Genomic DNA, 21302 nt, shown 5'->3' on the forward strand with positions numbered 1-21302 from the left:
GCACGGTGACGACGGATCTCGACGCGCGTGCGCTCCTCGCGGACGCCGTCGCCCGGCTGACCGCGGCGCGCGTCCCCACCCCGGACGTCGACGCCGAGCTGCTGCTCGGCCATCTGCTCGGCCTCGGCCGCGGGACGCTGCAGGCACGGCTGATCACCGGTCTGCCGCTCGACGAGTCGACCCGGGACGCCTTCGACCACGCCGTCGAGCGCCGGGCCTCGCGCGAGCCGCTGCAGCACATCACCGGCGTCGCGCCGTTCCGCTCGCTCGAGCTCGCGGTCGGCCCCGGCGTCTTCGTGCCGCGTCCCGAGACGGAGGGAGTCGCGCAGCTCGCCATCGACGCCCTCCGCGCCGTGGCCGACGAGTCGCCGATCGCCGTCGACCTCGGCACCGGCAGCGGAGCGCTGGCGCTCGCGCTCGCGCACGAGGTCCCGCACGCGCGGGTCGTCGGCGTCGAGAACTCCGTCGACGCCTTCCTCTGGGCGCGCGGCAACCGCGACCGCCTGGGCCTCGAGAACGCCCGGATCGTCTTCGTCGACCTCGCGGACGCGCTGCCCGAGCTCGACGGCACGGTGTCCGTCGTCGTCTCCAACCCGCCGTACATCCCGTCGGCGGCGATCCCGCGCGACATCGAGGTGCAGCGCTACGACCCGCCGGCCGCGCTCTACGGCGGCGAGGACGGGCTCGACGTCGTGCGCGCGCTCTCGCGGACGGCGCTCCGGCTGCTGCGGGCCGGGGGAGTGCTCGTGATCGAGCACGGCGAGCTGCAGGGGGCGGAGATCCGCGCGCTGCTGACGGCCGACGGCTGGCGCGGGGCGACGACGCAGCGGGATCTGACCGGGCGCGATCGGTCGACGGTGGCGGTGCGCTGAGGCTTCTCGCCGACATCGCGGCCCGCCCGTCCACCGCGACGGGAAGACCGCGGACTGCGGCAGGGGTTCAGACGAGGACGCCGTCGGCGGTGCGCCAGCGCGACCCGTCGGAGAACAGCGGCTTCTTGAGCACGGTGTCGTAGAACATCGACCCGGTGCCGGCGACGGCAGCGTCGGGACGAGTGCTGCCCGAGGTGATCTGGAGCAGCGCGTTCATGGTCACCCGGCCGTCGCTCCGGCGAGCCGTGAACGAGGGCGCGAGGGTGCCGTCGTCCTTGGCGTAGAAGAGCTGCAGGTCCGAGCCCTTGTCCGCGCCCGTCTCGGCCGCCGTGTTGGTGGCGAGGCGCCACCTCGGCGCGCCGGCCGCGGTGAACTCGAGGGCGGACTTGCCGCCGACCACCTTGTCGATCGTCAGGCTCGAGGAGAAGCTCGTCGCGTCGCCGACCGTGATGTACGGGCCGAGGCGCCGCGGCGTGACCTCGATGTGCCGCTGGCTCGCGCCGGCGACGATGTTGTCCCAGGAGTACCAGGTGTCGCTGCCGCCGGGGCGATGGATGCCGAAGCCCATCGAGGCCGGTTCGTTCACCGAGCCGTTCGACAGTCGCGAGCCCGACGGGGCGGACGTGCCGTCGCGATCGTCGATGACCATGTTCTGGGTGACGTAGACGTTCGACGTCTGGGTCGACGTCCCCGGCGTCGAGATGCCGAAGTTCTCGCCGCCGTACTGGACGTCCGCGGGTGCGCCGTTCGGCTTGGCGACTCGGCCCGGGCGGAGGATCAGGTTCGAGGTCACCAGGATGTTCGCGCAGCCCTCGTCGATCAGGATCCCGCCGCGGTCGCAGTCGATGAGGGTGTTGCCGGTGATCGTCGCGTTGGCGGTGAAGCGGTCGTCGTCCGTCTGGCCGTCGCCGTCCTCGTCGACGACGGTGGTGCCGTCGAGCTTCGCGAGGAAGATCCCGCAGCCCTCCCACCACTCGCGGACGCGCTCGACGCGGGTGACCGTGTTGCCCGTGATCGAGAGCGACTTGCTGCCGCCGGCGGCCCAGATCCCGTGCCGGGCGCTCCGGTCGATGACATTGCCGGAGACGACCACTCCGGCGGGGCCGGCCTCGCCCTCGTAGCCGCCGACCCAGACGCCGTTGTAGAAGCTGCCGATGAAGGTGTTGCCCGAGCAGTTCACGCGCTGAGTGCCCCGGGAGATCGAGACGCCGTTGTCAGCGCTGTACTCGACCTTGTTCCCGGTGAAGGTGACCGTCTCGTCGTCCCGGAACCCGAGATCGAAGCAGCGGAAGGCGGTGCAGTCCACCATGCGGGTCTCGCCCGAGATCCCGTAGAGCTGGACGGGCATCGATCGGAGTCCCCAGAACTCCACGCCGTCGACGGTCACGTTCCGCACGACCGGATAGGCACCGGTCTGGTACCTGCTGCCGAGGATGACGAGTCCCGACTGGAATCCCCGCGTGCCTCCCGTGCCCGTCGCGATCAGTCCCGCGGCGATGGTCCAGTTCGAGACGAACTCGCGGGACTCCCGCGAGTACGTGTCGGCGAGAGCGTCGGCGTTGGTGAGGGCGCCCTTGATGGTGAAGTCCTTGAAGACGATGTTGCTGCTCGCGACGCTGCCCGTCCGGAGGACGAAGGGTGCCGCGAGAGTCACGTGCAGCATCCCGGAGAGGATCGTCCGCCCCGCCCCGGCGCCCTCGATGGTCAGGTTCGAGTGGCCCTCGAGGGAGCACTGCTTGCTCAGCACGTACTCGCGGGCTCCGGCGCGGACGACCTTGGGCCGAGGGTCGGCCTTCGCCGCGGCGAGGGCCCGGTCCCAGCAGTACCAGTCCGAGGCGTCGCCGGCTTTGACGTAGTCGTCCACGTAGTAGATCGCGGTCCCGCCGACGAGCGCGTTGTTCGACTTGCTCGTCGGGTTCGCGAGGAGGGTGCTGACCTGGTTGTCCAGGTCCGTGCTGTCCACGGGCGCGGCCGATGCTCCGGGCGCGACCGCGATCGCCGCCGCGGACGCCATCCCGGCGGTCAACAGGAAGGAGCGGCGGTTCGAGGGCGCTGATGTCTTCGTCACGCGCTCATCGTCACCGGCCGGCGGGTCGTTCTCGCAGGAATGACGTTTTCTCCGGGACGGCGATACGCCCACGGGGGACATTCCGCCTCCACGTGCCGGCGGGCGGTGTCCCACTCCGAGGGACAGGGCCCGTGAGCCGTCCTACAGGAAGAGATGGCGTGTCGCGACGGACTCGCGAGCGCGGCCCGCCCGACGGGCGATCCGCTCGACGGCGATACGGCGCGCGTTCGCCGGCCCGGTGACGAGGCGGAGGAGGGAGTGCACCCAGACGCCGACCACCTTGACCGGCCGGTCGCGCGGCATGCCCAGCGCGGCGAGCTTGGTGTGCAGCCGCACGCTGCCCTGCCCGTACCGGAAGTTCTGCGAGTAGGCGCCTCGGGCGCTGTCCCGCTGCCGGTAGAGGATCGACGCCTCGGGGACGTTCCGCAGCTCCGCGCCCGCGGCGGTCGCCCGGTAGAAGAAGTCGATCTCGTCTCCGCCGCCGATGAAGCCCTCGTCGAAGCCGCCGAGCTCCGTGTGCAGCTCGCGGACGAAGCCGCAGTTCGCCCCGGTGGGGGACCCCACGGTGATCCCGGCCCCCGGCCAGCTGCGGAAGTGCACTCCCTCGGCCCGCTCGAGCACTCGGCCGTCGGGGTAGACCCGGTCGAGGGGCCCGCCGACGCACTGCGCTCCGCTGCGGAGGGCGCCCACCAGTGCGGAGACCCAGGTCGGCGACACCACGTCGTCGCAGTCGCAGAGGAGGATGTACGTCGCCTCGCTCGCTCGGACGCCGACGTTCCGGGCGTGGTTGATGCCCTTCGTCGCGCTCGAGTCGACGACCCGGAGGCGGAGTCCGCAGGCCTCGGCAGCAGCGACGGCGACGGCGGCCGAGCCGTCGTCCGACCCGTTGTCGCTGAGGATCACCTCGACCGAGGAGTCCACTTGAGCGCCGATCGCGGCGAGCTGCTCGGGCAGGAAATCGGCGCCGTTGTAGCAGGGGATGACGATCGAGGTCTCGACCGGGTCGTTCTGCGCGCGCGTGGGCGCATCAGGATCCTGGGGCACGACGCGATGATAACGGACGCTGTCATCGCGGGGACGGGCGGCGGTCCGGCCCGGCTTCGCGACCGCGGCGGGCCGTGGGGCCTGCGCTATGCTGACGCGAAATCCCGCTCCCGACTGGCGTCGGACGTCGGGTCAATCGACCACGTCCGGTCGCCTCGCGACCGCGTCTCCGCTGGCGAGCGCAACCGGCGTGACCCATCGTGGAAGGTGACATGGCTCTCTCGAGCAAGCTGCCGTCGGAGGTCCCCTCCGTCCGGCGCGGCCGCGACCCGCTCCGCTCACCGGCCGCTGCGCAGCGCGAACCGGTGTGGTCGACCCTCGTCTTCCTCGCGGTCGTCACCGTGCCCTTCCAGTACGCGCTCACCATCGACGTCGGCTCGCCGGTCAAGGTGTCCGAGATCCTGCTCGTCCTCGCGCTCGCGGCCCGGCTGCTGAGCCCTGGTTCGACGCGGACCCGGGTGCCCGGGCTCGGCTTCGTCGTGCTCCTGGCGGTGGCACTGGTCGTCTCCGGGCTCTACTGGCTGGGCTTCGCCGGTCCGGTCCGGGGGCTCGACTTCACCGGCTACACGCGCTCGCCGAGCACGGACCTGCTGTTCTACACCGCCTTCGGGCTGTTCGCCCTCCTCGGCTGGTGGATGTTCTCCCAGCTCGGGCGGGACCGCTTCGAGCGGGCGATCATCCTCTCGATCTGGCTGGCCGGGGCGGCGACCCTGCTGCAGTTCGTGGGCGCGCTCCTGGGCCTGGAGACCCTGCTCGCCGACCTCGGATTCCGGTCGACGGGCGGCAGCAACCTCAGCGTCACCGGCGTGAACCTGCGCAGCGGTCCGTTCCTCGAGGGGCAGCACCTCGGCTTCTACGCGGGGGCAGCGCTGCTGATCGCGCTGAAGCGCCGATCGTGGCTTCCCGCGATCGTCGCCGCTCTGCTCGTCTTCTACTCCCAGTCGACGACCGCCGTCCTCGGGATCGTGGTCGCCGGGGCGATCCTGTTCCTCCTGCGTCCGCACGTCCGCGTGCTCGCCGCGATCCTCTCGCTCACCCTCCTGGTCGGAGGGCTGGCGGCGTTCGTCGCGCCGGTGCGCCAGTTCGTGATCAACCAGGCGGCGAAGCTCGGTCTGGTCTCGCAGACGGCCGAGTTCCGCTTCGCCGGTCTCTCCTTCGACGTCCGAGAGGAGAAGGCCTCGATCGGCGCGCAGATGGGGATCGATCATCTCGCGCTCGGAGTGGGCCCCGGCCGCTTCGGCGCCTGGTTCTCCCAGTACGCGGACTACACCGTGCTGCCGGCGTACTACCGGACGACCGACCTCCGGCCCATCGCCGAGAACGTCTACCTCCAGATCTTCGCCGAGATGGGAGTGCTCGCGCTGATCGGACTGATCGGGCTCCTCCTCGTCCTCCTGGTGCGCGCGCTGCGCGCGACTCCCATCGTGTTCGCGATCGGGGTCTGCGTCGCGGTCGGCCTCTGGACGCAGTCGTCCTGGACGTTCCTCCCGATCTGGGTCTTCCTGGCCTACGTCGGCGTGGCGGCGTCCGACCCCGACGTCGACCGGAAGGCAGCCGTCGCGGTTCCGGAGCGCCCGAGCAGGGTGCCCTCGGACCGGCTGTGGCGCAGCGGCTCGTCCGCCGCGCGTCGACCGTCCCGCTGACGAGAAGGATCCTCCGCAGGTGCTCAAGAACATCCTGACGACCTACGCTGCCCGTTTCGCCGGGATGATCGCGACCGTGGCGATCCTGCCGATCGTCACGGCCGGCGTCGGAGCAGCCGGATTCGGCCTCTACTCCCTCACGGTCTCGATGGGACTCCTGTTCCAGCAGGACCTCGGGATGACCGCCGCGACGGTCAAGTTCGTGGCGGAGTCCCGCGCCCGCGGGAACCTCGAGCGGATGCGCCGGGTGATCGCGACGAGCGAGGCGTTCTTCGCCGTCCTCTCGGTGGTCGCGGCGGCGCTCCTCGCGCTCGCGTTCTCGCTGACAGCGCCGACGCTGTCGGTGCCCTCCGAGTTCGGCCCGCAGCTCGGTCTGCTCTTCGCCCTGGGCACCGCGAACGTCTTCTTCGCACTCCTCTTCGCTCCCGTGCGCCAGACGCTCACCGGGCTCGGAGCGCTGAACATCGTCAACGGATTCCTCACGCTCCAGGCTCTCGGCCGGGTCGTCCTCGCGGCCGTGGCCATGGCGCTCGGGATGCCGCTCTGGGTCGTGAGCGCCATCGACGTCTCCGCGATGCTGCTCGGCGGCATCGGCATGTACGTCTTCCAGCACGTGCGCTTCCCGGAAGCGACGACCTCGCTCCTGCGGGCGGAGTGGAGCGTCTTCCGCGACATCTTCGCACTGAGCTCCCAGCTGCTCGTCCTGAGCCTCGCGGGGGTCGTCATCCTGCAGTTCGGCTCGATCGTCGCGGGTGTGCTCCTGCCGCTGACCGCCGTCGCGGCCTACGCCGCCGCTCAGCGGGTCTACTCCCTGGTCAAGGAGGTGACCGCGTCACTGTCCTCCGCCGTGCTGCCCGCGGTGACCGAGCGCCAGGTCGAGGGCGGCTCCTCGGCCAACGGACGCGTCTACATCGGCGGCACGAAGTACGCGAACACCCTGATGCTCCTCGTCTTCGTCCCGATCATGGCGATGGGGCCGCAGCTGATCGACGTCTGGTCCGGCGGGCGACTGGAGGGCGCCGGTGCTGCAGCGCAGATCCTGGTGCTCTCGCTGCTCGCCAACAACAACCATCTGCTGGCGATCCCGGTCCTGACGGCGCAGCAGAACATCCGGCGGTTCGCCGTCCTGCACGTGATCTGGGCGGTGACGGCGGTGGGGTCGTCCTTCGTGCTCGCGCCGATCCTCGGTGTGGCAGGCATCGCGCTGGCCGTCTGCCTGCCCGTCGTGCTGCTCGAGTACTTCTACGTCCGCCACACCCTGCGCGCTCTCGGGCAGCCGTGGCGGTCCTTCCTCCTCGAGTGCCTGGCCCGGCCCTACGGGTCGCTCGCGGTGCCCGGCATCGTGGTCGTGCTCGTGGGGACGCACCTGCCGGCGAGCCTGCTCGAGATCGGCCTGCTCACCGGCGCCTGGCTGGTCGTGGCGCTTCCGCTGATCTACTTCCTCGCCCTCACCGCGGGCGAGCGCTCCCGCATCCGGCGGATCATCGGCCGTCGCTGACGGTGCCGCGAGGAGCGCGGGTCACACCTCGACGATGAAGCCGAGCGCGTGGAGGTGCTCGACGAAGACGGAGACGGCGTTCTGAAGACCGTGGACGTCGGTCCCGACGATCGACTCCATCCGGGCGATGACGTCCTCGGTGGACCGCTCCGGGAGGGCCCGCCAGATCTCGGCTCCGGACCCCTCCAGCAGCACGACTCGGCCCTGCGGATCGATCAGCGAGAGGCAGTAGACGCTCTCCGCCGATTCGACGAAGGCGACGTCGCCGCTGTACTGCCACACGCTGCGGATCCTATCGAGTTCCACCGCGGGGAACGGTGACGCGCTCCGCGGGCGACGTGCGGCTCAGAGCCACGTGATGTCGGCGCCGGTGTCCGAGAGCCAGGTGTCGTAGTACTTGCGCAGCTTGCCGATGCTGTTGTCCTTGACGACCACTCGGCGCCCGATCTGCAGAGCGATCAGCATCGCGTGCAGGCGGTCGGTCACCACGGTCTCGCCCCGCGAGAGGATCTCGACGCCGCGCTGGAGGCGCCGGGCGGATCGTCCCGACCAGAGCGCCGGGGTCGTCGGGATCACCGATCGCAGGGCGGGCAGCTCCTTCGTGCGGTGGGTCAGCCATGCCGTCGCGCGGTCGAGGGGGAGGTCCTTCGGCCAGTCGACTCCGTCCCCGAGCGAACCGGTCGCCTCGGGGTCGCGGCGCACGAGTCGGACCTCGCGCGCCACGGGATCGGGGGCGGGGAGGAGGCCGAGGTGATGCACCGCGTCGGGGGACAGGACCAGGTTCTCGACGTCCTTCTCGAGGGCCTCGTACGACTCGTGGTCCCGGACGGCGATCCGGAGACTCGACCTGCCGGCCATCCTGCGGCGGAACTCCTCGCGGTCGGCGTCCGACCTCCAGTGAACGGACTGCGGCCCCTGCAGCAGCAGCGTCGAGGAGGGCAGGCGCTCGGCGAGCGAGTGCCGGTGAGCACTGTGGACCGGGTAGAGGCCGCCGAAGTTCCCGCCGCCGTTGATGAACACCGGGTCCGCCGCGTCGTACACCCGAGCGGGCATCGTGTGGAAGCTCGAGACGCCGCGGACGCGGATCCCGGCGTCCTCCCAGAACCGGAACTGCCCGGCCGCGATCGCGGCGTCGCCGATGTTCGCGTGGTCCGGGAAGTCGGTGGCCTCGACGCTCTGCACGCCGTCGTGGAGTCGGCGGAACGCCTCGCCGGCACGCTGCTTCATGATCTCGATGTAGCCCATAGGAGTTCCTCTCGTGCCGACCCGCGGCCCCCGGTCGATCGGGAGCGTGCGGGTGGTCGGTGCGTCCGCGTCATGGCGATCGGCAGCAGGGCCGGGGACGACGGGAGGTCGACCGGCGGGAAGACGGGGACGGCGCCGTTAGGCTCATCGCATGCCGAGCTCGGACGTCCCTCAGGAGGACACAGTACAGGCGAAGCTGCCGCAGACCGTCGCGGTGCAGCTCGGGGCCGCGCTGGTCCAGTCGCTGTCGGACGCACTGCAGGTGCGGGCCCTGATCCTCAAGGGATCGGCGGCAACGATCCACGGATTCCGGCCGGTCCTGCAGTCGAGCGACGTCGACGTGCTGCTCTCCCGGGCGGACGCCGGCCGTCTCATGGCCGCGCTCGAGGGACGGGGCTGGCGCCGTCGGCGCACCGCACCGGCCCCGCGTCAGTTCGAGCTGCACTCCGAGACGCTCTTCCACCCCGAGTGGCCCTGCGACATCGACATCCACTGGCGGTATCCGGGACTCTTCGCCGCGCCCGAGGTCGTTCTCGACCGGCTCTGGGAGACGTCGACGACCGCGCGGGTCGCCGGACGGGACGTGCGGATGACCGATGCGACCGGAACGGCGCTGATCCTCGCCGTCCACGCCCTCCGCGATCCGAATCGTCCCCGGAGCGAATCGGATCTCGCCGCGGTCGCCGCTCGGCTCGAGGACCCGGACTTCGCGCGGCGGTTCCGGCACGAGGTCGTCCGACTGCGAGCGCAGTACCCGCTGCGGGCGCTGTTCGTCCGGTCGGGGGCGACGCCGCCCGGGCACGATCTGACGCCCGAGGAGCGGGGGAACTGGGACCTCGAGGTGCAGAGCTCGGGGTCGACCACTCTGCACTGGTACGTCGCGTTCGTCCGCGCTCCGCTGCTGCGCAAGCCCCGGCTGGTGCTCTCGCTGTCGAAGGCCCTCCTGCTCGCGCTGACGGCGTCACGGGCGGGGTACCCGAACGGGGGGACGCCGCCGAGCCGCAAGCTCCGGGAGGCCCTCGCCGAGATCGGCCGCCTGCGCCGAGCGCGGGCTCGCGGGGTCGAGTGATCCGCTCCGCTGGCGTACCGCGTAGGGGGGTCCTGAGCCTCCTCGGGGCGTTTCCGGCGTGCGTTAGTGTGACCGAGGGCGGTACAGAAGGCGTCCTCCGGCTCGTGCGGAGCGACCGCTGTTCTGCTGCCAGCTTCGCTCGCCGGGTGCCCCCTCCGCACAGACAACGAAGGATTTCAGCTTGGTCTTCTCCGCGCGTCGAGCCTCCGGGCGAGCACGTCCCGCCGGTCGCCCCGCGGTCGTGCACATCGCGGAGAGCTTCGGGGGAGGTGTCGCCGCCGCCATCCACGACTACGTGCGGAATCTGCCGGACGCTGAGCACCACCTCCTGTACTGCCCCCGCGAGGACGCACCGCTCGCCCCCTCCGATCTCGAGGGCTTCGCCGGCGTCACCGCCCTTCCGTCCGGGCTCCGTCAGCGCTTGAAGGCGATCCGCCGGGACGTCGATCTCATCGACCCCGAGGTCGTGCACGCCCACTCGAGCTTCGGCGGCGCCTACGCGAGACTGGCGCTGCGCTCCTCCGCTTCGCGGCCGATCGTGTACACGCCGCACTGCTACTCGTTCGAGCGGGGCGATCTCAGTGCCTCGCGGCGCACGGCCTACTGGATCATCGAGCGCGTGCTCTCGTTCAACACGGCGGTCTACGCGGGCTGCTCGTCCCGCGAGGTCCGGCTGTCGCACTGGCGCGGCAGCTCCGCCGCCACGGAGCTGCTGCCCAACGTGCCGCCGCACGACCTGCCGGCCCGGCGCGCACCGCGGTCGTCGGACGGTCCGCTGCGCGTCGTCGCCGCCGGCCGGTTCGGGCCGCAGAAGGACCCGGCGTTCTTCGCCGCCGCGATCCAGCAGCTCAAGGACGACGGCCGCGACGTCGACGCCGTCTGGATCGGCGGCGGCGACGGCCCGTACGCCGAGCTCCTCGTCGCCGCCGGCGTCCGCATCACCGGCTGGCTCGGTCGCGAGGGCGCTCTGCGCGAGCTCGCCGAGGCCGACCTCTACGTGCACGTCGCGAAGTGGGAGGGCTTCCCGATCGCCCTCCTCGAGTCGGACGCGCTCGGCATCCCCACCGTGGTGCGCGACATCCCGGCCTTCGAGGACGTCGACGTCCCGCTGCGGATCGGCGAGCCGCGCGAGCTCTCCGAACTGTGGGACCGGCTCCTCGACACCTCGTTCAGGACGGACCTCGTCCGCCGGCTCGAGGCGGTGCTGTCGGAGTACATCGACGAGCGCCAGCAGGAGGCGCTCCGCCGCGTCTACGGGATATCCGCACTGAGCCGAGAGGGAGAAGCCGCGTGACGCGAGTGCTCGTCTCCGCCCGCGTCCTCGACAAGCAGGTCGGCGGCAACACGCGCTACGCGCGGACCATCTACTCGGGCCTCGCCCGGCACGGCGTCGAGCACACGCTCGGCCGACCGCCGCTGGCCACGGGCCGGGTGCGCAGCGCGGTCTATGCGGGCTGGGAGGGCGTCGTCTGGCCGCTCGCTCCCGGCAAGGGCGTCGACGTGCTGCACTTCCCCGCCGACACCGGAGCGATCCTCCCCGGCCGGGTCCCCGTCGTGTCGACGGTGCACGGGCTGGCCACGCTGCACATGGAGGGGGTGCGCTCACCCCGCGCCGACCGGCTGTGGCGTGCCAGGGTCAGCCGTCTGGTCGACGTGAGCGACGAGATCATCACCATCTCGAACTCGTCCGCCCGGGACATCGACACCATCGTGCCCGGCGCGATGTCGAAGATCACGGTGATCCCGCACGGCATCGACCATCGGACCTTCACGCCGACCGCGGGCTCCGCGGACGAGGCGGAGCGCGCCCGCTTCGAGATCGACGGACCGTACTTCCTCTACCTGGGCAACCTCGACCCCCGCAAGAACGTCATCGAGCTGTGCCGGGCCGCCGAGCAGGTCTTCGCCCGCACCGGCGTCCCGCTGCTCATCTCCGGCGCGCCGGCGTGGGAGAGCGAGTCGATCATGGGGGTCGTCGAGAGCACCCCCGGCGTCCGCTACCTCGGCCGGGTCTCCGACGAGGCGCTGGTGCCGCTCCTCCGCGGTGCCCTCGCCTTCGTCTTCCCCTCGAAGTACGAGGGCTTCGGCTTCCCGGTCGCCGAGGCGATGGCCTGCGGAACCCCTGTGATCTGCTCCGATCGCGGCTCGCTCGGCGAGGTCGCGGGAGACGCCGCGCTGATCGTGCCGGGGCTCGACGCCGACTCGATCGCGCAGGAGATGCTCCGGCTGGTCGAGGACGAGCCGCTGCGCGCCGATCTGCGCGAGCGGGGACTGAAGAACGTGCAGCGCTTCGTCTGGGAGACGTCGATCGCCGAGCACGCCCGCGTCCTCACGAGAGCGGCGTCCCTGCGATGAAGGTCACGCTCATCCACGCGTACAGCACGACGAACTCGGGCGACGGCCTCCTCGTCGACGAGGCCGCCGAGATCGTCCGCGAGGCGCATCCGGAGGCGGTCCTCACCCTGGTGGCGATCGATCCCGACAGCTTCGACGCCTCGCGGTTCGCCGACGTGATCCATCCTCTGACGGGGCGCAGCGGCGGGATCGGCAGCCTCGAGACCCTGGCGAGAGGAACCGTCGCGTTCCTGCTGGGACGCAGGTCGGCGGGGTACCGAGCCGCGGTCGAGGACGCCGACCTGGTCGTCGCGGTCGGCGGCGGCTACCTCCGCGGCAAGGCGCCGGTCGAAGCACTCAAGATGGTGCTCGCGCATGTCACTCAGATGCCCGTGCGCGCGGACACGGTCCCGTTCGTCTTCCTGCCGCAGAGCATCGGGCCGCTGAGGGTCGGCACTCTGCCCATCGTCTCGCGCCGGCTGCGGAACGCGAAGGCCGTCGTGGTCCGCGACGACCGATCGGTGCAGGAGCTCGCCGCCCTCGGCAACGTGCGCCGGGCGCCGGACATGGCGCTCCTCGGGCTTCCCGCGGAGTGGGACCCGCAGTCGACGGTGCGGGTCGGTCAGGGCGGCCCGATCGGACTGGTCGCGCGCGAGCTGACCTCGACCCGGGCGCGGGTGAAGCAGTACCGCGAGCGCATCGACGCCCTCGCAGGGGCTGAGGGCGTCGAGCTGCTCGCGCAGGCCACGGCGAGGGGCAACAACGATCCGGATTTCTACGAGTCCCTCGGGCGTCGCGGACCGTTCCGCACGCTCCGCGAGGTGGTCGCCCTCGGCGCCGCCTCCCGACCCGATGTGGTCGTGTCGGTCCGCCTGCACGGCTCGATCCAGACGATCAGGAGCGGGGTGCCGAGCGTGCACCTCAGCTACGAGCGCAAGGGCTTCGGCGCCTACGCGGATCTGGGGATCGACGAGTTCGTCCACAACGTGTTCGACTTCGACCCGGCGCTGGTGCTCGCGCAGGTGGCGAGGCTTCGCGAGGACCCGTCGCCGTACTGGGCGGCCGTCGAGGCGTCCGTCTCGCGGCTCACCGCTCACCGGTCCGAGCTCGTCGCTCTCCTCCGTGCTCCGGAGGGCGCTCTGCTCCCTGCTCCGGGGCGCTGAGCCCGCTCAGCAGACTCCCCGCAGCAGCTCCTTCGTCGTGGCGATGAGCTGGTAGAGATACGCGTAGGTCCAGTCGCTCGGGCTCGAGGGGGAGCTCGCGGAGATCGCCGCGACGTCGAGCGTGGTGCACTGCTCCATCACCCGGCGGGCCCGGCTGACGTGGGGCAGGGAGGTCACGAACGCGACCCGGTCCCAGCTCTCCTCGGTCGCCAGGGCCTGCACCGCTGCGGCCTCCCCGGCCGTCGTGAACGGCACGGCGGCGAAGCACAGCACCCGGACCGGATCCGTCGTCCCGCACCGGTCGTCGACGAACCGGTCGTTCCTCACCGAGGACGAGAGGACGACGGTGAGGGTCGGCGCCTCGTCCGCAGCGCGCAGGGCGAGAGCGATCCGCACCGGCTCCGCCGGGCCGAGGACGACGACGGCGTCGGACTGCTCGACCGCGGCCATGCTCTGCTGGAGGGGGAGGACCAGGAAGGGGACGCCGATCAGCGCGACGGCGGACGCGGTGGCGGCGGCCGCCCCGACCAGCACCAGCTGCGTCCTCCCGAGCCGCGCCGCGAGTGCGGGCCCTCTGGAGGGCGGTCCCGGGGACGGCCGCCGCGGGTCCGATCGTCGTCGAGCGAAGAGGAGGGGGACCGAACCGAGGATGTGGCCGGCGACGATGCCGGCGGCGGCGGTCGGAGCACCCCAGAGGGGCTTGTCGAAGAGGATCGAGAGCGACAGGCCGAGCGCCGCGATCGCAGTCGCCGACACGACGATGAGGAGAGGCCGCAGCCGCTCGGGGAGCAGGAGGGGGATCGGTGCGCAGAGGAGGGCGAGCCCGGTCATCTGCAGCACGAAGGGATGGAACAGGCCGCCCGCCAGGAACGGCAGCACCCCCGCGCCCAGCGCACGGAACTGGATGATCCGGGCGATGTCGAGCGGGTCGAGCATGACCATCACGACGACCACGACAGCCAGGTGGACGAGCAGCGACCGGGAGCGCAGTCTCATGTCGACGTCGTGGTGTCGGCGGGGAAGGCGGCTCCGCCCCCGATCAGCTCGCAGCCGCCGCGTACTTCGCCTCGGTCGCCGCCTTCTGCGGCCGCCACCACTCCTCGTTCTCGCGGTACCACTGCACGGTCGCCGCGAGGCCGGACTCGAAGTCGGTGTAGCGCGGCTCCCAGCCGAGCTCGGTCCGCAGGCGCTTCGAGTCGATGGCGTAGCGGAGGTCGTGGCCGGGCCGGTCGGTGACGTGGTCGAAGGCGTCCGCGCCCTGGCCGAACTCCTCGAGGATCAGGGTGACGACCTCGAGGTTGTTCTTCTCGCCGTCCGCGCCGATCAGGTACGTCTCGCCGATCGCGCCGCGCTCGATGATCGCCCAGACGCCGCTGTTGTGGTCGTCGACGTGGATCCAGTCGCGGACGTTCTCGCCGGCGCCGTAGAGCTTGGGGCGGATGCCGTCGATGACGTTGGTGATCTGCCGGGGGATGAACTTCTCGACGTGCTGGTACGGGCCGTAGTTGTTCGAGCAGTTCGAGATCGTGGCCTTCACGCCGAAGGAGCGGACCCACGCGCGCACGAGCAGGTCGCTGCCGGCCTTGGTCGAGGAGTAGGGGCTCGAGGGGTTGTACGGGGTCTGCTCGGTGAACTTCGCCGGATCGTCCAGCTCGAGATCGCCGTACACCTCGTCGGTCGAGATGTGGTGGTAGCGGACGTCGTACTTCCGCACGGCCTGCAGCAGCGTGAAGGTGCCGATGATGTTGGTCTCGAGGAACGGAGTCGGGTCGTTCAGCGAGTTGTCGTTGTGCGACTCCGCAGCGAAGTGCACGACCAGGTCGGCGTCGGCGACCAGCCGATCGACCAGCTCGGCGTCGGCGATGTCGCCCTCGACGAAGGCGATCCGGTCGGCGACCGGCGCGAGAGAGGCGCGGTTGCCCGCATAGGTCAGCTTGTCCAGCACGGTGATCTGCGCGTCGGGGCGCTCGCGGAGGGTGAGGTGGACGAAGTTGCTGCCGATGAAGCCGGCTCCGCCGGTGACGAGGATTCGCACGAGTGCTCCTGCTGTGAGTGGGAGGGACGGGGACAGGGGCGTCCAGCAGGGACGTTACCGCACCCCGGGCGGCCGCCTGGACGGCGCCGGAGCGCCCGCTCGCCGTGAGCGGGTCCCGCTCCGCGGGCGACGTCCCGCGCAGGCGGACGCCGATGCCGCGCCCGAGCGCTCTTCTTCGGCCGTCCGCTCCTACCGTGTTCTGCGGTGCGGATCCGCGCCGCCGACGGAGAGGGGCAGCAGGCACCGTGCGACCCACCGCTCACCTCCCGCTGCACGCCGCCGTCGGGCTCGCCCACGCGCTGGTCGACGACGTCGCCCGGAGAGCCCGGGTCCGCGCGCTCTTCATCAAGGGCCCGATCGCCGATGCGCATCGGATCCGCCGCCCCCATCCCTCCAGCGACGCGGACGTGCTGGTCGACCCGCGCGAGGCGGACCGGCTCCTCGCGCTGCTCGCCGAGCGCGGCTGGTCGGTCCGGCCGGGATCCGCGGCGCACCGCGCGTTCGTCACCCACTCGGTGACCCTCCTGCATCCCTCCTGGCCGTGCGACATCGATGTGCACACGAGCTGGCCCGGCTTCTTCACCGACCCGCAGCACGCCTTCGAGGTGCTCTGGCGGACCCGCTGCGAGATCGAGGTCGCCGGAGTGCCGGTCCGAGCGAGCGGAGTCGACGCGGCGGTCGTCGTCTCGGCCCTGCACAGCCTCCGCTCGCCGCACCAGCGGCGCAGCGAGGAGGAGCTGGACGAGCTCGTCGCGGCGGTCGCGGCCCAGCACCGGGAGGGGGCGGTGGCGGCACTGGCCGCCGAACTCGGCTGCCTCGAGCCGATCGCACCCTTCCTCGCCCGGATCGGGGCGTCCGTCGCGCTGCCCGCCCGCCCGAGTCAGCAGTACGCGCTCTGGCGGCTGCGCACCCGTCGACCGAGCCGGACGGCGGACTGGCTGCTGGCGGTCGCGGAGGCGCCGACGCTCGCGGAGCGACTCGTCCTGCTCCGGCGGGCGCTCCTCCCCACCCGTCGGGACCTCGTCGTCGATCACCCGCTGGCGCCCCGGACCGCCGTCGCTCGGCTGGGGCTCCGCGGGCGGCGGTTCGCGGCGGCGGCCGGCGCCCTCCCGGTCGCCGTCCGGGATCTCGTCGCCGTGCGTCGCGCTCGCACCGAGGTGCGCGGTGCCCCGGACCCGCGAGAGCGGACGGCCGAGCCTCGTCGATCCGATGCTCCTCCCGCCCCGGCGCCCGGCGGTCCTGCGGCCTCGAGCGTCGGCGGTGTCGACGGCGCGTCGGCGGAGACGACCGGCCACGCCGTGAGCGCGTCGTCCCGGCGTCCGCGGACCCGCGCAGGAGTGGCGACCATGGCGACGGCCGACGGCCTCTACCTCCTCCCGCTCGGCGCCGGCGGGCCGGCTCGGCCGTACCTTCTGCAGGGGGCCGCTCGGCTGCTCTGGGAGCTGTTCTCGGAGCAGGGATGCTGCACGCGTGCCGAGGCGGCCGCTGTCGTCCGCGACGCCGACGACCTCGAGGCTCTCGTCGCCGCGGAGGCACAGGCCGACCTCGACCGGCTGCTCGACGAGCTCGTCGAGCTCGGACTCCTGACGGGTTGATTCCAGCCGGCCCGCAGGCCGCCTCAGCGTGCGGACAGGAAGCGCCCCCGGCTGCCCGCGACGACGCCGCGGAGGATGGTGCCGGTCGTCGCGACCCGCCCCCATCGGAGGCCCCGGGCCGCGAGCGCAGCGCAGTACAGACCGCGATTGAGGGCGAACGCACGACGGCCGCGGCGTCCTGCCGTGCGGGCCAGCTCCAGGTCCAGGTACGTCCGGTTGCGGACGGCGAGGTAGAGCTCGCGCGTGTCGGAGGAGAGGAGGAGCGCGTCCGTCGCCGAGACGCGCTCCGCCGCCGATCGTCTCGAGTCGAGATCGTCGATCCGGCTCAGGGGGTGGAGGGTGATCGCGAAGCCGGCCCGCGTCAGCCGTCGCGTCCACTCCCGGTCGTCGCCCTTGAGCACGAACTCCTGACGCGGCGGTTCCACGTCCGTGAGCGCGGCCCGCGAGACGAGAAGACCGCCGTAGGGCGCGACCGGAATCACGATCGGCTCCTGCGGCCGACCTCCGCAGCGACCGCCGGCGCGTCGGTCGAGCAGCCGGCGGACGTCGTTGTCGAGGAAGCGGCCGGGGCTCGGGAACACCTCGGCGGCGGGCCGACCCGAGACGAGCTGGGACTGGTAGACGTCGGTCTCGCGCAGGCTCGCGTGGCAGGCCCTCGGATCGAGCGCCAGGGGCGAGGCCAGCAGCACGGCGAGGGCGTCCGGCCGCGGGACGGTGTCGTCCTCGAGCAGCCAGGCGTAGTCCGGCTCCTGCGTGCGGCAGTACTCGATCGCCGCCCGGAAGCCTCCGGCCGTGCCGAGGTCGTTGGGCAGGACGGTGCAGCTCACGCGCGCGTCCACGTCCGCCGGGAGCAGCTCGCGCAGCACGCGCTCCTGCCCGCCGTTCCCGCTGAAGACGACGTGCACCGATTCGGCACCCGCCTCCAGCGCCGCCTCGACGACGCGGGCGAGCATCACGCTGCGCCTGCCGGAGGTCACGGTCACGGCGATGACCCTGGGTGCGGTGCCGTCGAGGCGTCGGAGCATGGCGGTGGTCTCTTCTTCAGTCAGGGGCGGGAGCGCGGGGCGGACCGCCGTTCTACCGTACACGAGAACATGAGCCCGACTCGCGTATGCAGGAGAATCCCTCAGCTCCGTGTCCGTCGAGTCGCTTCTCCCGCCCGGTCCCGCCCACAGGGAGCGCCCTCCTCGGCGAGGACGACGTCGAGCACGCGCTCCGCGTACGCGCTCCAGTCCGTGATCGACGTCGCTGCGGAGCGCGCCGCCTCCGCGACCGCCCGCCGGGTCGTGCGATCGAGCAGCGGCACCCGGCCGAGCGCCTCCTTGAGCGCCTCGACGTCTCCGGCGGGCAGGACCGTGCCGGGCAGCGCACCGAGGAGAGCGGAGGCGCCGTTGGCGTCGGTCGTGATCACCGGGAGCCCGGAGGCCGCGGCTTCGGCGACGACCAGCGAGCAGGCGTCCTCCAGCGTCGGGAGGACGAACGCGTCGGCGGCCCGGAACTCCCGCGCCAGCTCGTCCGCGGACAGCGGTCCGGCGACGATCACGTTCGAGGGGGCGCCGCGCAGGATCCGCCGATCGAAGACGCCGCCGGCGAGGACGAGGTCCACCGGCAGTCCTCGGACGGCGTCGAGGAGCTGGGGGATGCCCTTCCGGCGGGAGACGTGGGCCGCGCAGACGAGCCGTGGCCGCTCGAGGTGGCGTTCGACCGCCGGCCCCTCGGGGGTGAAGCCTTCCAGGCTCACGCCGTAGGGGATCTCGACGATCTTCGCGCGATCGACGCCGTAGCGCGCCATCTGCGCCGAGACGATCGCCGACGGCGTGAGGACGACGTCGGCGAGCCGCAGCTCCTTCTCGATCCGGCGCACCAGGCGCGCGGGGTAGCGCTCGTCCCAGCTCCGACGACGGGAGAAGTGCCGGAGGAGCTCACGGTTGTGCGCGCGCGGATGCGCGTCGACGGCGTGGAAGACCCGCCGGGCGCCGGGGTGGGCGCGGAAGAGCGCGAGGCAGGCGCCGGGGAAGCCCAGCACGACCCGGGCCTCCGCGAGGTCGACGGACGCCGCCGCCCGGTCGAAGAGGATCTTGGAGAGGTAGGAGGCCCGCAGTGCGAGGCCGGGACAGGGCAGCCGGAGACCGGCCCGGAGCACCACCTCCGCCAGGTGCGACACCCGCTCGACCCGGTGGGCGGGGCGGGACGCGTAGCCGTCCCGCAGCGCGCGCATCCGCCGCCCGAACGGCGTGCCGGCCGCTGCGGACGGAAGGGGGATCGAGGCGGCGCGAGCGACCAGTCCCGTTCGAGGCAGGATCTCCGCGGCCAGGGCGTCCCGAGCCGCCGCTCCGGCGACCAGGGCTCTCGCCGCTCCCTCGGAGTACGGACTCGCGACAACGAGTGCACGGCTCGACGCCGTCATCGCAGCACCGCCCGGAGCTCCTCGCCGATGCGCCGGACGAACTCGGCCTGGGAGAAGGTCACCGCGCAGTGCTCGTGCGCAGCGCGTCCGAACGATGCGACGGAGGCGCGATCCAGGGCCTCGAGGACGGCGACCCACTCGTCGACAGCACCGGGGGTGATCGTGCGCCCCGTCACTCCGTCCAGCACGATCTCCGGGAGCCCGCCCGAGCGGCTGACGAGCGCTGCGCGTCCGGCTCCGGCGGCTTCCAGGGCGATCGTCGGCAGGGGATCGGGCGCCGTGCTCGGCACGACGACCACGTGGGCCGCGTCCAGCACGCTCCGCACGTCCTCGCACTCGCCGCGCACCTCGACGGACTCGCCGTTCCGCATGCCGGCGACGATCCCGGGGACGTCCACGCCGGCTCCGCAGAGCGGCGGCCCGCCGAGGACGATCAGCCGCACGTCCCGACGCTCGAGTCGGCTCCACACCCGGAGGAAGTGCTCGTGGCCCTTCCACGTGTTCCACCGGCTCGCGAGAACGAAGACGAGGTCGTCTCCCTCGGGGAGAGGGACGGGCGGGGCGCTCTCGAAGCCGTTGTAGACGACGCTCGACCGTCTCCGGTTGGACGGGTCCAGCGTGTCCGCGACCGCCCGGCTCACGACGACGACGCGGTCCGCGCAGCGGAACAGCAGATTGAGGACTCGCCGCTCGATCCCTCGGCTGTGCTCGTGCAGATGCAGGAGCGTCGGCGCACCGAGGAGGCGCGCGACGGGCAGTGCGAGCGCGAGCGCTGCGGTGTTCACGTAGACCAGTGCCGGGTCGAGGTCGCGGAGCGCCCGACCGGTCGCCCTGATCCGCCGGAGGAACGCGGGGAGATGGCGCGGGCGGAGGTACGCGCGGCGCAGCACGGGCAGCGGCATGCGGCGCACGGTGATGCCGCGCCCCTCGAGCAGGCACGAGAGCGGGCGGGCCGGGTAGTCGAGGTCGTCCGGCAGCCAGACCTCGGCCGTCGTTCCCTCGGGGACCGCTCGCACCGCCTCGAGGAGGACGCGATCGGCGCCGTACGCCTCGTCCGAGGGATGCAGGAACAGGACCGTCGGCGGGCGCGACGCCGCTGCCGGGAGACCGCCTCTCCCGTCGGCCGCCCTCCTCACCGGCTCGCCTGCGGCCGACGCAGCGTGCGCGGACGGGTCGAGTGCGGCGCTGCGCCGTCGGCGAGCGCGGCCAGCGTCTCCTCGTAGCCGGAGCAGACGGCCTCCCAGGTGTAGTGCTCCCGCGCGCGCGCGAGGGCCGCTCGGCTCGCCGCGCACTGCCCGTCGGCGAAGAGGAGCATCCGCCGGACCGCCGCGGCGATCGACGCGGCCTCCGGTGCGACGAACACGCCGCCCTCCCCGAGCACCTCGCGGTTGTAGACGGTGTCGCGGGCCACGACCGGGGCGCCGCAGGCCATGGCCTGGACGAGCGCCGGGTTGGTGCCGCCCACGCTGTGCCCGTGGAAGTAGGCGCCGGCGTGCTGCCAGAGCGAGAACAGCCGGGCGTCGTCGCGGAGGTGGCCGAGGTAGTGGATGCGCTCGTGCGCCGCCGCGAGGCGCTCGGCCCGCACGTCCAGCACGCCGCTGCAGCCGGTCGACCCGACGATGACGACGTCGTGGGTGCGCGCGATCTGGGGAGCGGCGGCGAAGAACTCCGCGATGGTGTTCTCGGGCACGAACCGCGCGACGACGAGGGCGTAGGACCGGTGACGGAGTCCGGGCTCGACGGGCAGGGCGGGCGGGACGTCGCCGCCGTAGGGCAGGAAGACGCCGTCGCGCTGGAAGTCGGTGCTCCACCGCCGGGCGATCTCGTGCGCGTCGAAGGCGAGCTCGGTGGCGTGCGCGGCGGTCATCCGCGCGCCCGTGCGGAAGACGGACCGTGCGAGAGGACCCCACTTCTCCCGCTCCCACTCCATGCCGTCCACGTTGACGAGGGTGGGAATGCCGGCCCGGGCGAGCAGCGGGAGGAAGAGGCCGTTCGCGGCGTTCATGACCAGGGCGACGTCGGGGGCCCGTCGCACCGCGTCCCGGGTCGCGCTGAGTCCGTGGCTCAGCGTGCTCAGCGACCGGGTGTCCCAGCCCGAGGTGACGACGGTGCGGACCCGGGGGTCGCGGTCGGCGGCGTCATCGACGGTCGCTCCGGGGCGCCCGTAGACGGTGACGTCCCAGCCCGCGTCGACGAGGTGGGGGGCGAGTCGGCGGACCGCGGTCTCGTAGCCGCCGTAGTAGCTGGGGTAGCCGCGCGTCCCGAGGACGGCGAGGGATCTGGGCATGGCGGGGACGTTAGCCGCGGGCCCGCGGGCACCCGCCCGAGG

Annotated in this window: 18 protein-coding genes; 8 read left to right on the forward strand and 10 right to left on the reverse strand. The window is 72.3% G+C overall.

Annotation, left to right across the window (positions count from 1 at the left end):
* Positions 1-5 precede the first annotated feature (5 nt).
* Entirely contained in the window at positions 6-872 is an 867-nt protein-coding gene (gene prmC / locus GTU73_RS07755) for a peptide chain release factor N(5)-glutamine methyltransferase (RefSeq protein WP_244231911.1), read from the forward strand.
* Positions 873-939: 67 nt separating this feature from the next.
* Here the strand turns inward: prmC and GTU73_RS07760 are convergent, their stop codons facing one another.
* Positions 940-2940: a right-handed parallel beta-helix repeat-containing protein gene (locus GTU73_RS07760; protein WP_160088360.1), complete on the reverse strand. Its 2001-nt coding sequence runs from the start codon at positions 2938-2940 to the stop codon at positions 940-942.
* A 141-nt stretch (positions 2941-3081) separates the two neighbouring features.
* Entirely contained in the window at positions 3082-3984 is a 903-nt protein-coding gene (locus GTU73_RS07765) for a glycosyltransferase (RefSeq protein WP_160088362.1), read from the reverse strand.
* Positions 3985-4196: 212 nt separating this feature from the next.
* Between GTU73_RS07765 and GTU73_RS07770 the strand changes: the two genes are divergently transcribed.
* Together GTU73_RS07770 and GTU73_RS07775 are read left to right on the forward strand one after the other, a co-directional pair.
* Complete coding sequence (locus tag GTU73_RS07770; RefSeq protein ID WP_160088364.1) at positions 4197-5627, forward strand: O-antigen ligase family protein; 1431 nt, start codon at positions 4197-4199, stop codon at positions 5625-5627.
* Positions 5628-5646: 19 nt separating this feature from the next.
* On the forward strand, positions 5647-7125 hold the full coding sequence (locus GTU73_RS07775; protein ID WP_160088366.1) for an oligosaccharide flippase family protein: 1479 nt from the start codon (positions 5647-5649) through the stop codon (positions 7123-7125).
* Between the two features lie 21 nt (positions 7126-7146).
* Here GTU73_RS07775 and GTU73_RS07780 read toward each other — a convergent pair whose 3' ends face one another.
* Positions 7147-7407 carry a PqqD family protein gene (locus GTU73_RS07780; protein WP_160088368.1) on the reverse strand — a complete coding sequence of 87 codons (261 nt, stop codon included), beginning with the start codon at positions 7405-7407 and terminating at the stop codon, positions 7147-7149.
* 63 nt (positions 7408-7470) lie between these two features.
* Complete coding sequence (locus GTU73_RS07785) at positions 7471-8370, reverse strand: polysaccharide pyruvyl transferase family protein (protein ID WP_160088371.1); 900 nt, start codon at positions 8368-8370, stop codon at positions 7471-7473.
* Positions 8371-8521: 151 nt separating this feature from the next.
* Between GTU73_RS07785 and GTU73_RS07790 the strand changes: the two genes are divergently transcribed.
* The 4 genes from GTU73_RS07790 (at position 8522) to GTU73_RS07805 (ending at position 12936) form a co-directional block, all read left to right on the forward strand.
* On the forward strand, positions 8522-9439 hold the full coding sequence (locus GTU73_RS07790) for a nucleotidyltransferase family protein (RefSeq protein WP_160088373.1): 918 nt from the start codon (positions 8522-8524) through the stop codon (positions 9437-9439).
* Between the two features lie 181 nt (positions 9440-9620).
* Positions 9621-10733, forward strand: coding sequence for a glycosyltransferase (locus GTU73_RS07795; RefSeq protein WP_160088375.1), 1113 nt, complete (start codon positions 9621-9623; stop codon positions 10731-10733).
* Positions 10730-11794, forward strand: coding sequence for a glycosyltransferase family 1 protein (locus GTU73_RS07800; protein WP_160088377.1), 1065 nt, complete (start codon positions 10730-10732; stop codon positions 11792-11794). Before GTU73_RS07795 ends, GTU73_RS07800 begins: the two co-directional genes overlap by 4 nt.
* A complete protein-coding gene (locus GTU73_RS07805) occupies positions 11791-12936 on the forward strand; it encodes a polysaccharide pyruvyl transferase family protein (RefSeq protein ID WP_160088379.1) in 1146 nt (381 codons plus the stop codon). Before GTU73_RS07800 ends, GTU73_RS07805 begins: the two co-directional genes overlap by 4 nt.
* Before the next feature lie 6 nt (positions 12937-12942).
* Here GTU73_RS07805 and GTU73_RS07810 read toward each other — a convergent pair whose 3' ends face one another.
* Positions 12943-13932, reverse strand: coding sequence for an ElyC/SanA/YdcF family protein (locus GTU73_RS07810; protein ID WP_160088381.1), 990 nt, complete (start codon positions 13930-13932; stop codon positions 12943-12945).
* A gap of 43 nt (positions 13933-13975) precedes the next feature.
* Positions 13976-14971, reverse strand: coding sequence for a dTDP-glucose 4,6-dehydratase (rfbB, locus tag GTU73_RS07815; protein ID WP_160088383.1), 996 nt, complete (start codon positions 14969-14971; stop codon positions 13976-13978).
* A gap of 245 nt (positions 14972-15216) precedes the next feature.
* Here rfbB and GTU73_RS07820 point away from each other — a divergent pair, with 245 nt between their 5' ends.
* Entirely contained in the window at positions 15217-16566 is a 1350-nt protein-coding gene (locus GTU73_RS07820; protein ID WP_160088385.1) for a nucleotidyltransferase family protein, read from the forward strand.
* A 23-nt stretch (positions 16567-16589) separates the two neighbouring features.
* Here GTU73_RS07820 and GTU73_RS07825 read toward each other — a convergent pair whose 3' ends face one another.
* From GTU73_RS07825 to GTU73_RS07840, 4 genes are all read right to left on the reverse strand, one after another.
* The gene (locus tag GTU73_RS07825; RefSeq protein ID WP_160088387.1) at positions 16590-17591 is read right to left on the reverse strand and encodes a glycosyltransferase; all 1002 of its coding nucleotides are present in this window, start codon (positions 17589-17591) and stop codon (positions 16590-16592) included.
* 101 nt (positions 17592-17692) lie between these two features.
* Entirely contained in the window at positions 17693-18784 is a 1092-nt protein-coding gene (locus tag GTU73_RS07830; protein WP_160088389.1) for a glycosyltransferase, read from the reverse strand.
* Between the two features lie 185 nt (positions 18785-18969).
* Positions 18970-20109, reverse strand: a complete 1140-nt coding sequence (locus GTU73_RS07835; RefSeq protein ID WP_160088391.1) for a glycosyltransferase family 4 protein — start codon at positions 20107-20109, stop codon at positions 18970-18972.
* Positions 20106-21260, reverse strand: a complete 1155-nt coding sequence (locus GTU73_RS07840) for a glycosyltransferase (RefSeq protein WP_160088393.1) — start codon at positions 21258-21260, stop codon at positions 20106-20108. The genes GTU73_RS07835 and GTU73_RS07840 overlap by 4 nt, the downstream gene beginning before the upstream one ends.
* Between the last annotated feature and the right edge of the window lie 42 nt (positions 21261-21302).

Origin of the sequence: Rathayibacter sp. VKM Ac-2804 (assembly GCF_009866655.1) — a bacterium.
In the GTDB taxonomy this organism is placed as follows: Bacteria; Actinomycetota; Actinomycetes; order Actinomycetales; family Microbacteriaceae; genus Rathayibacter.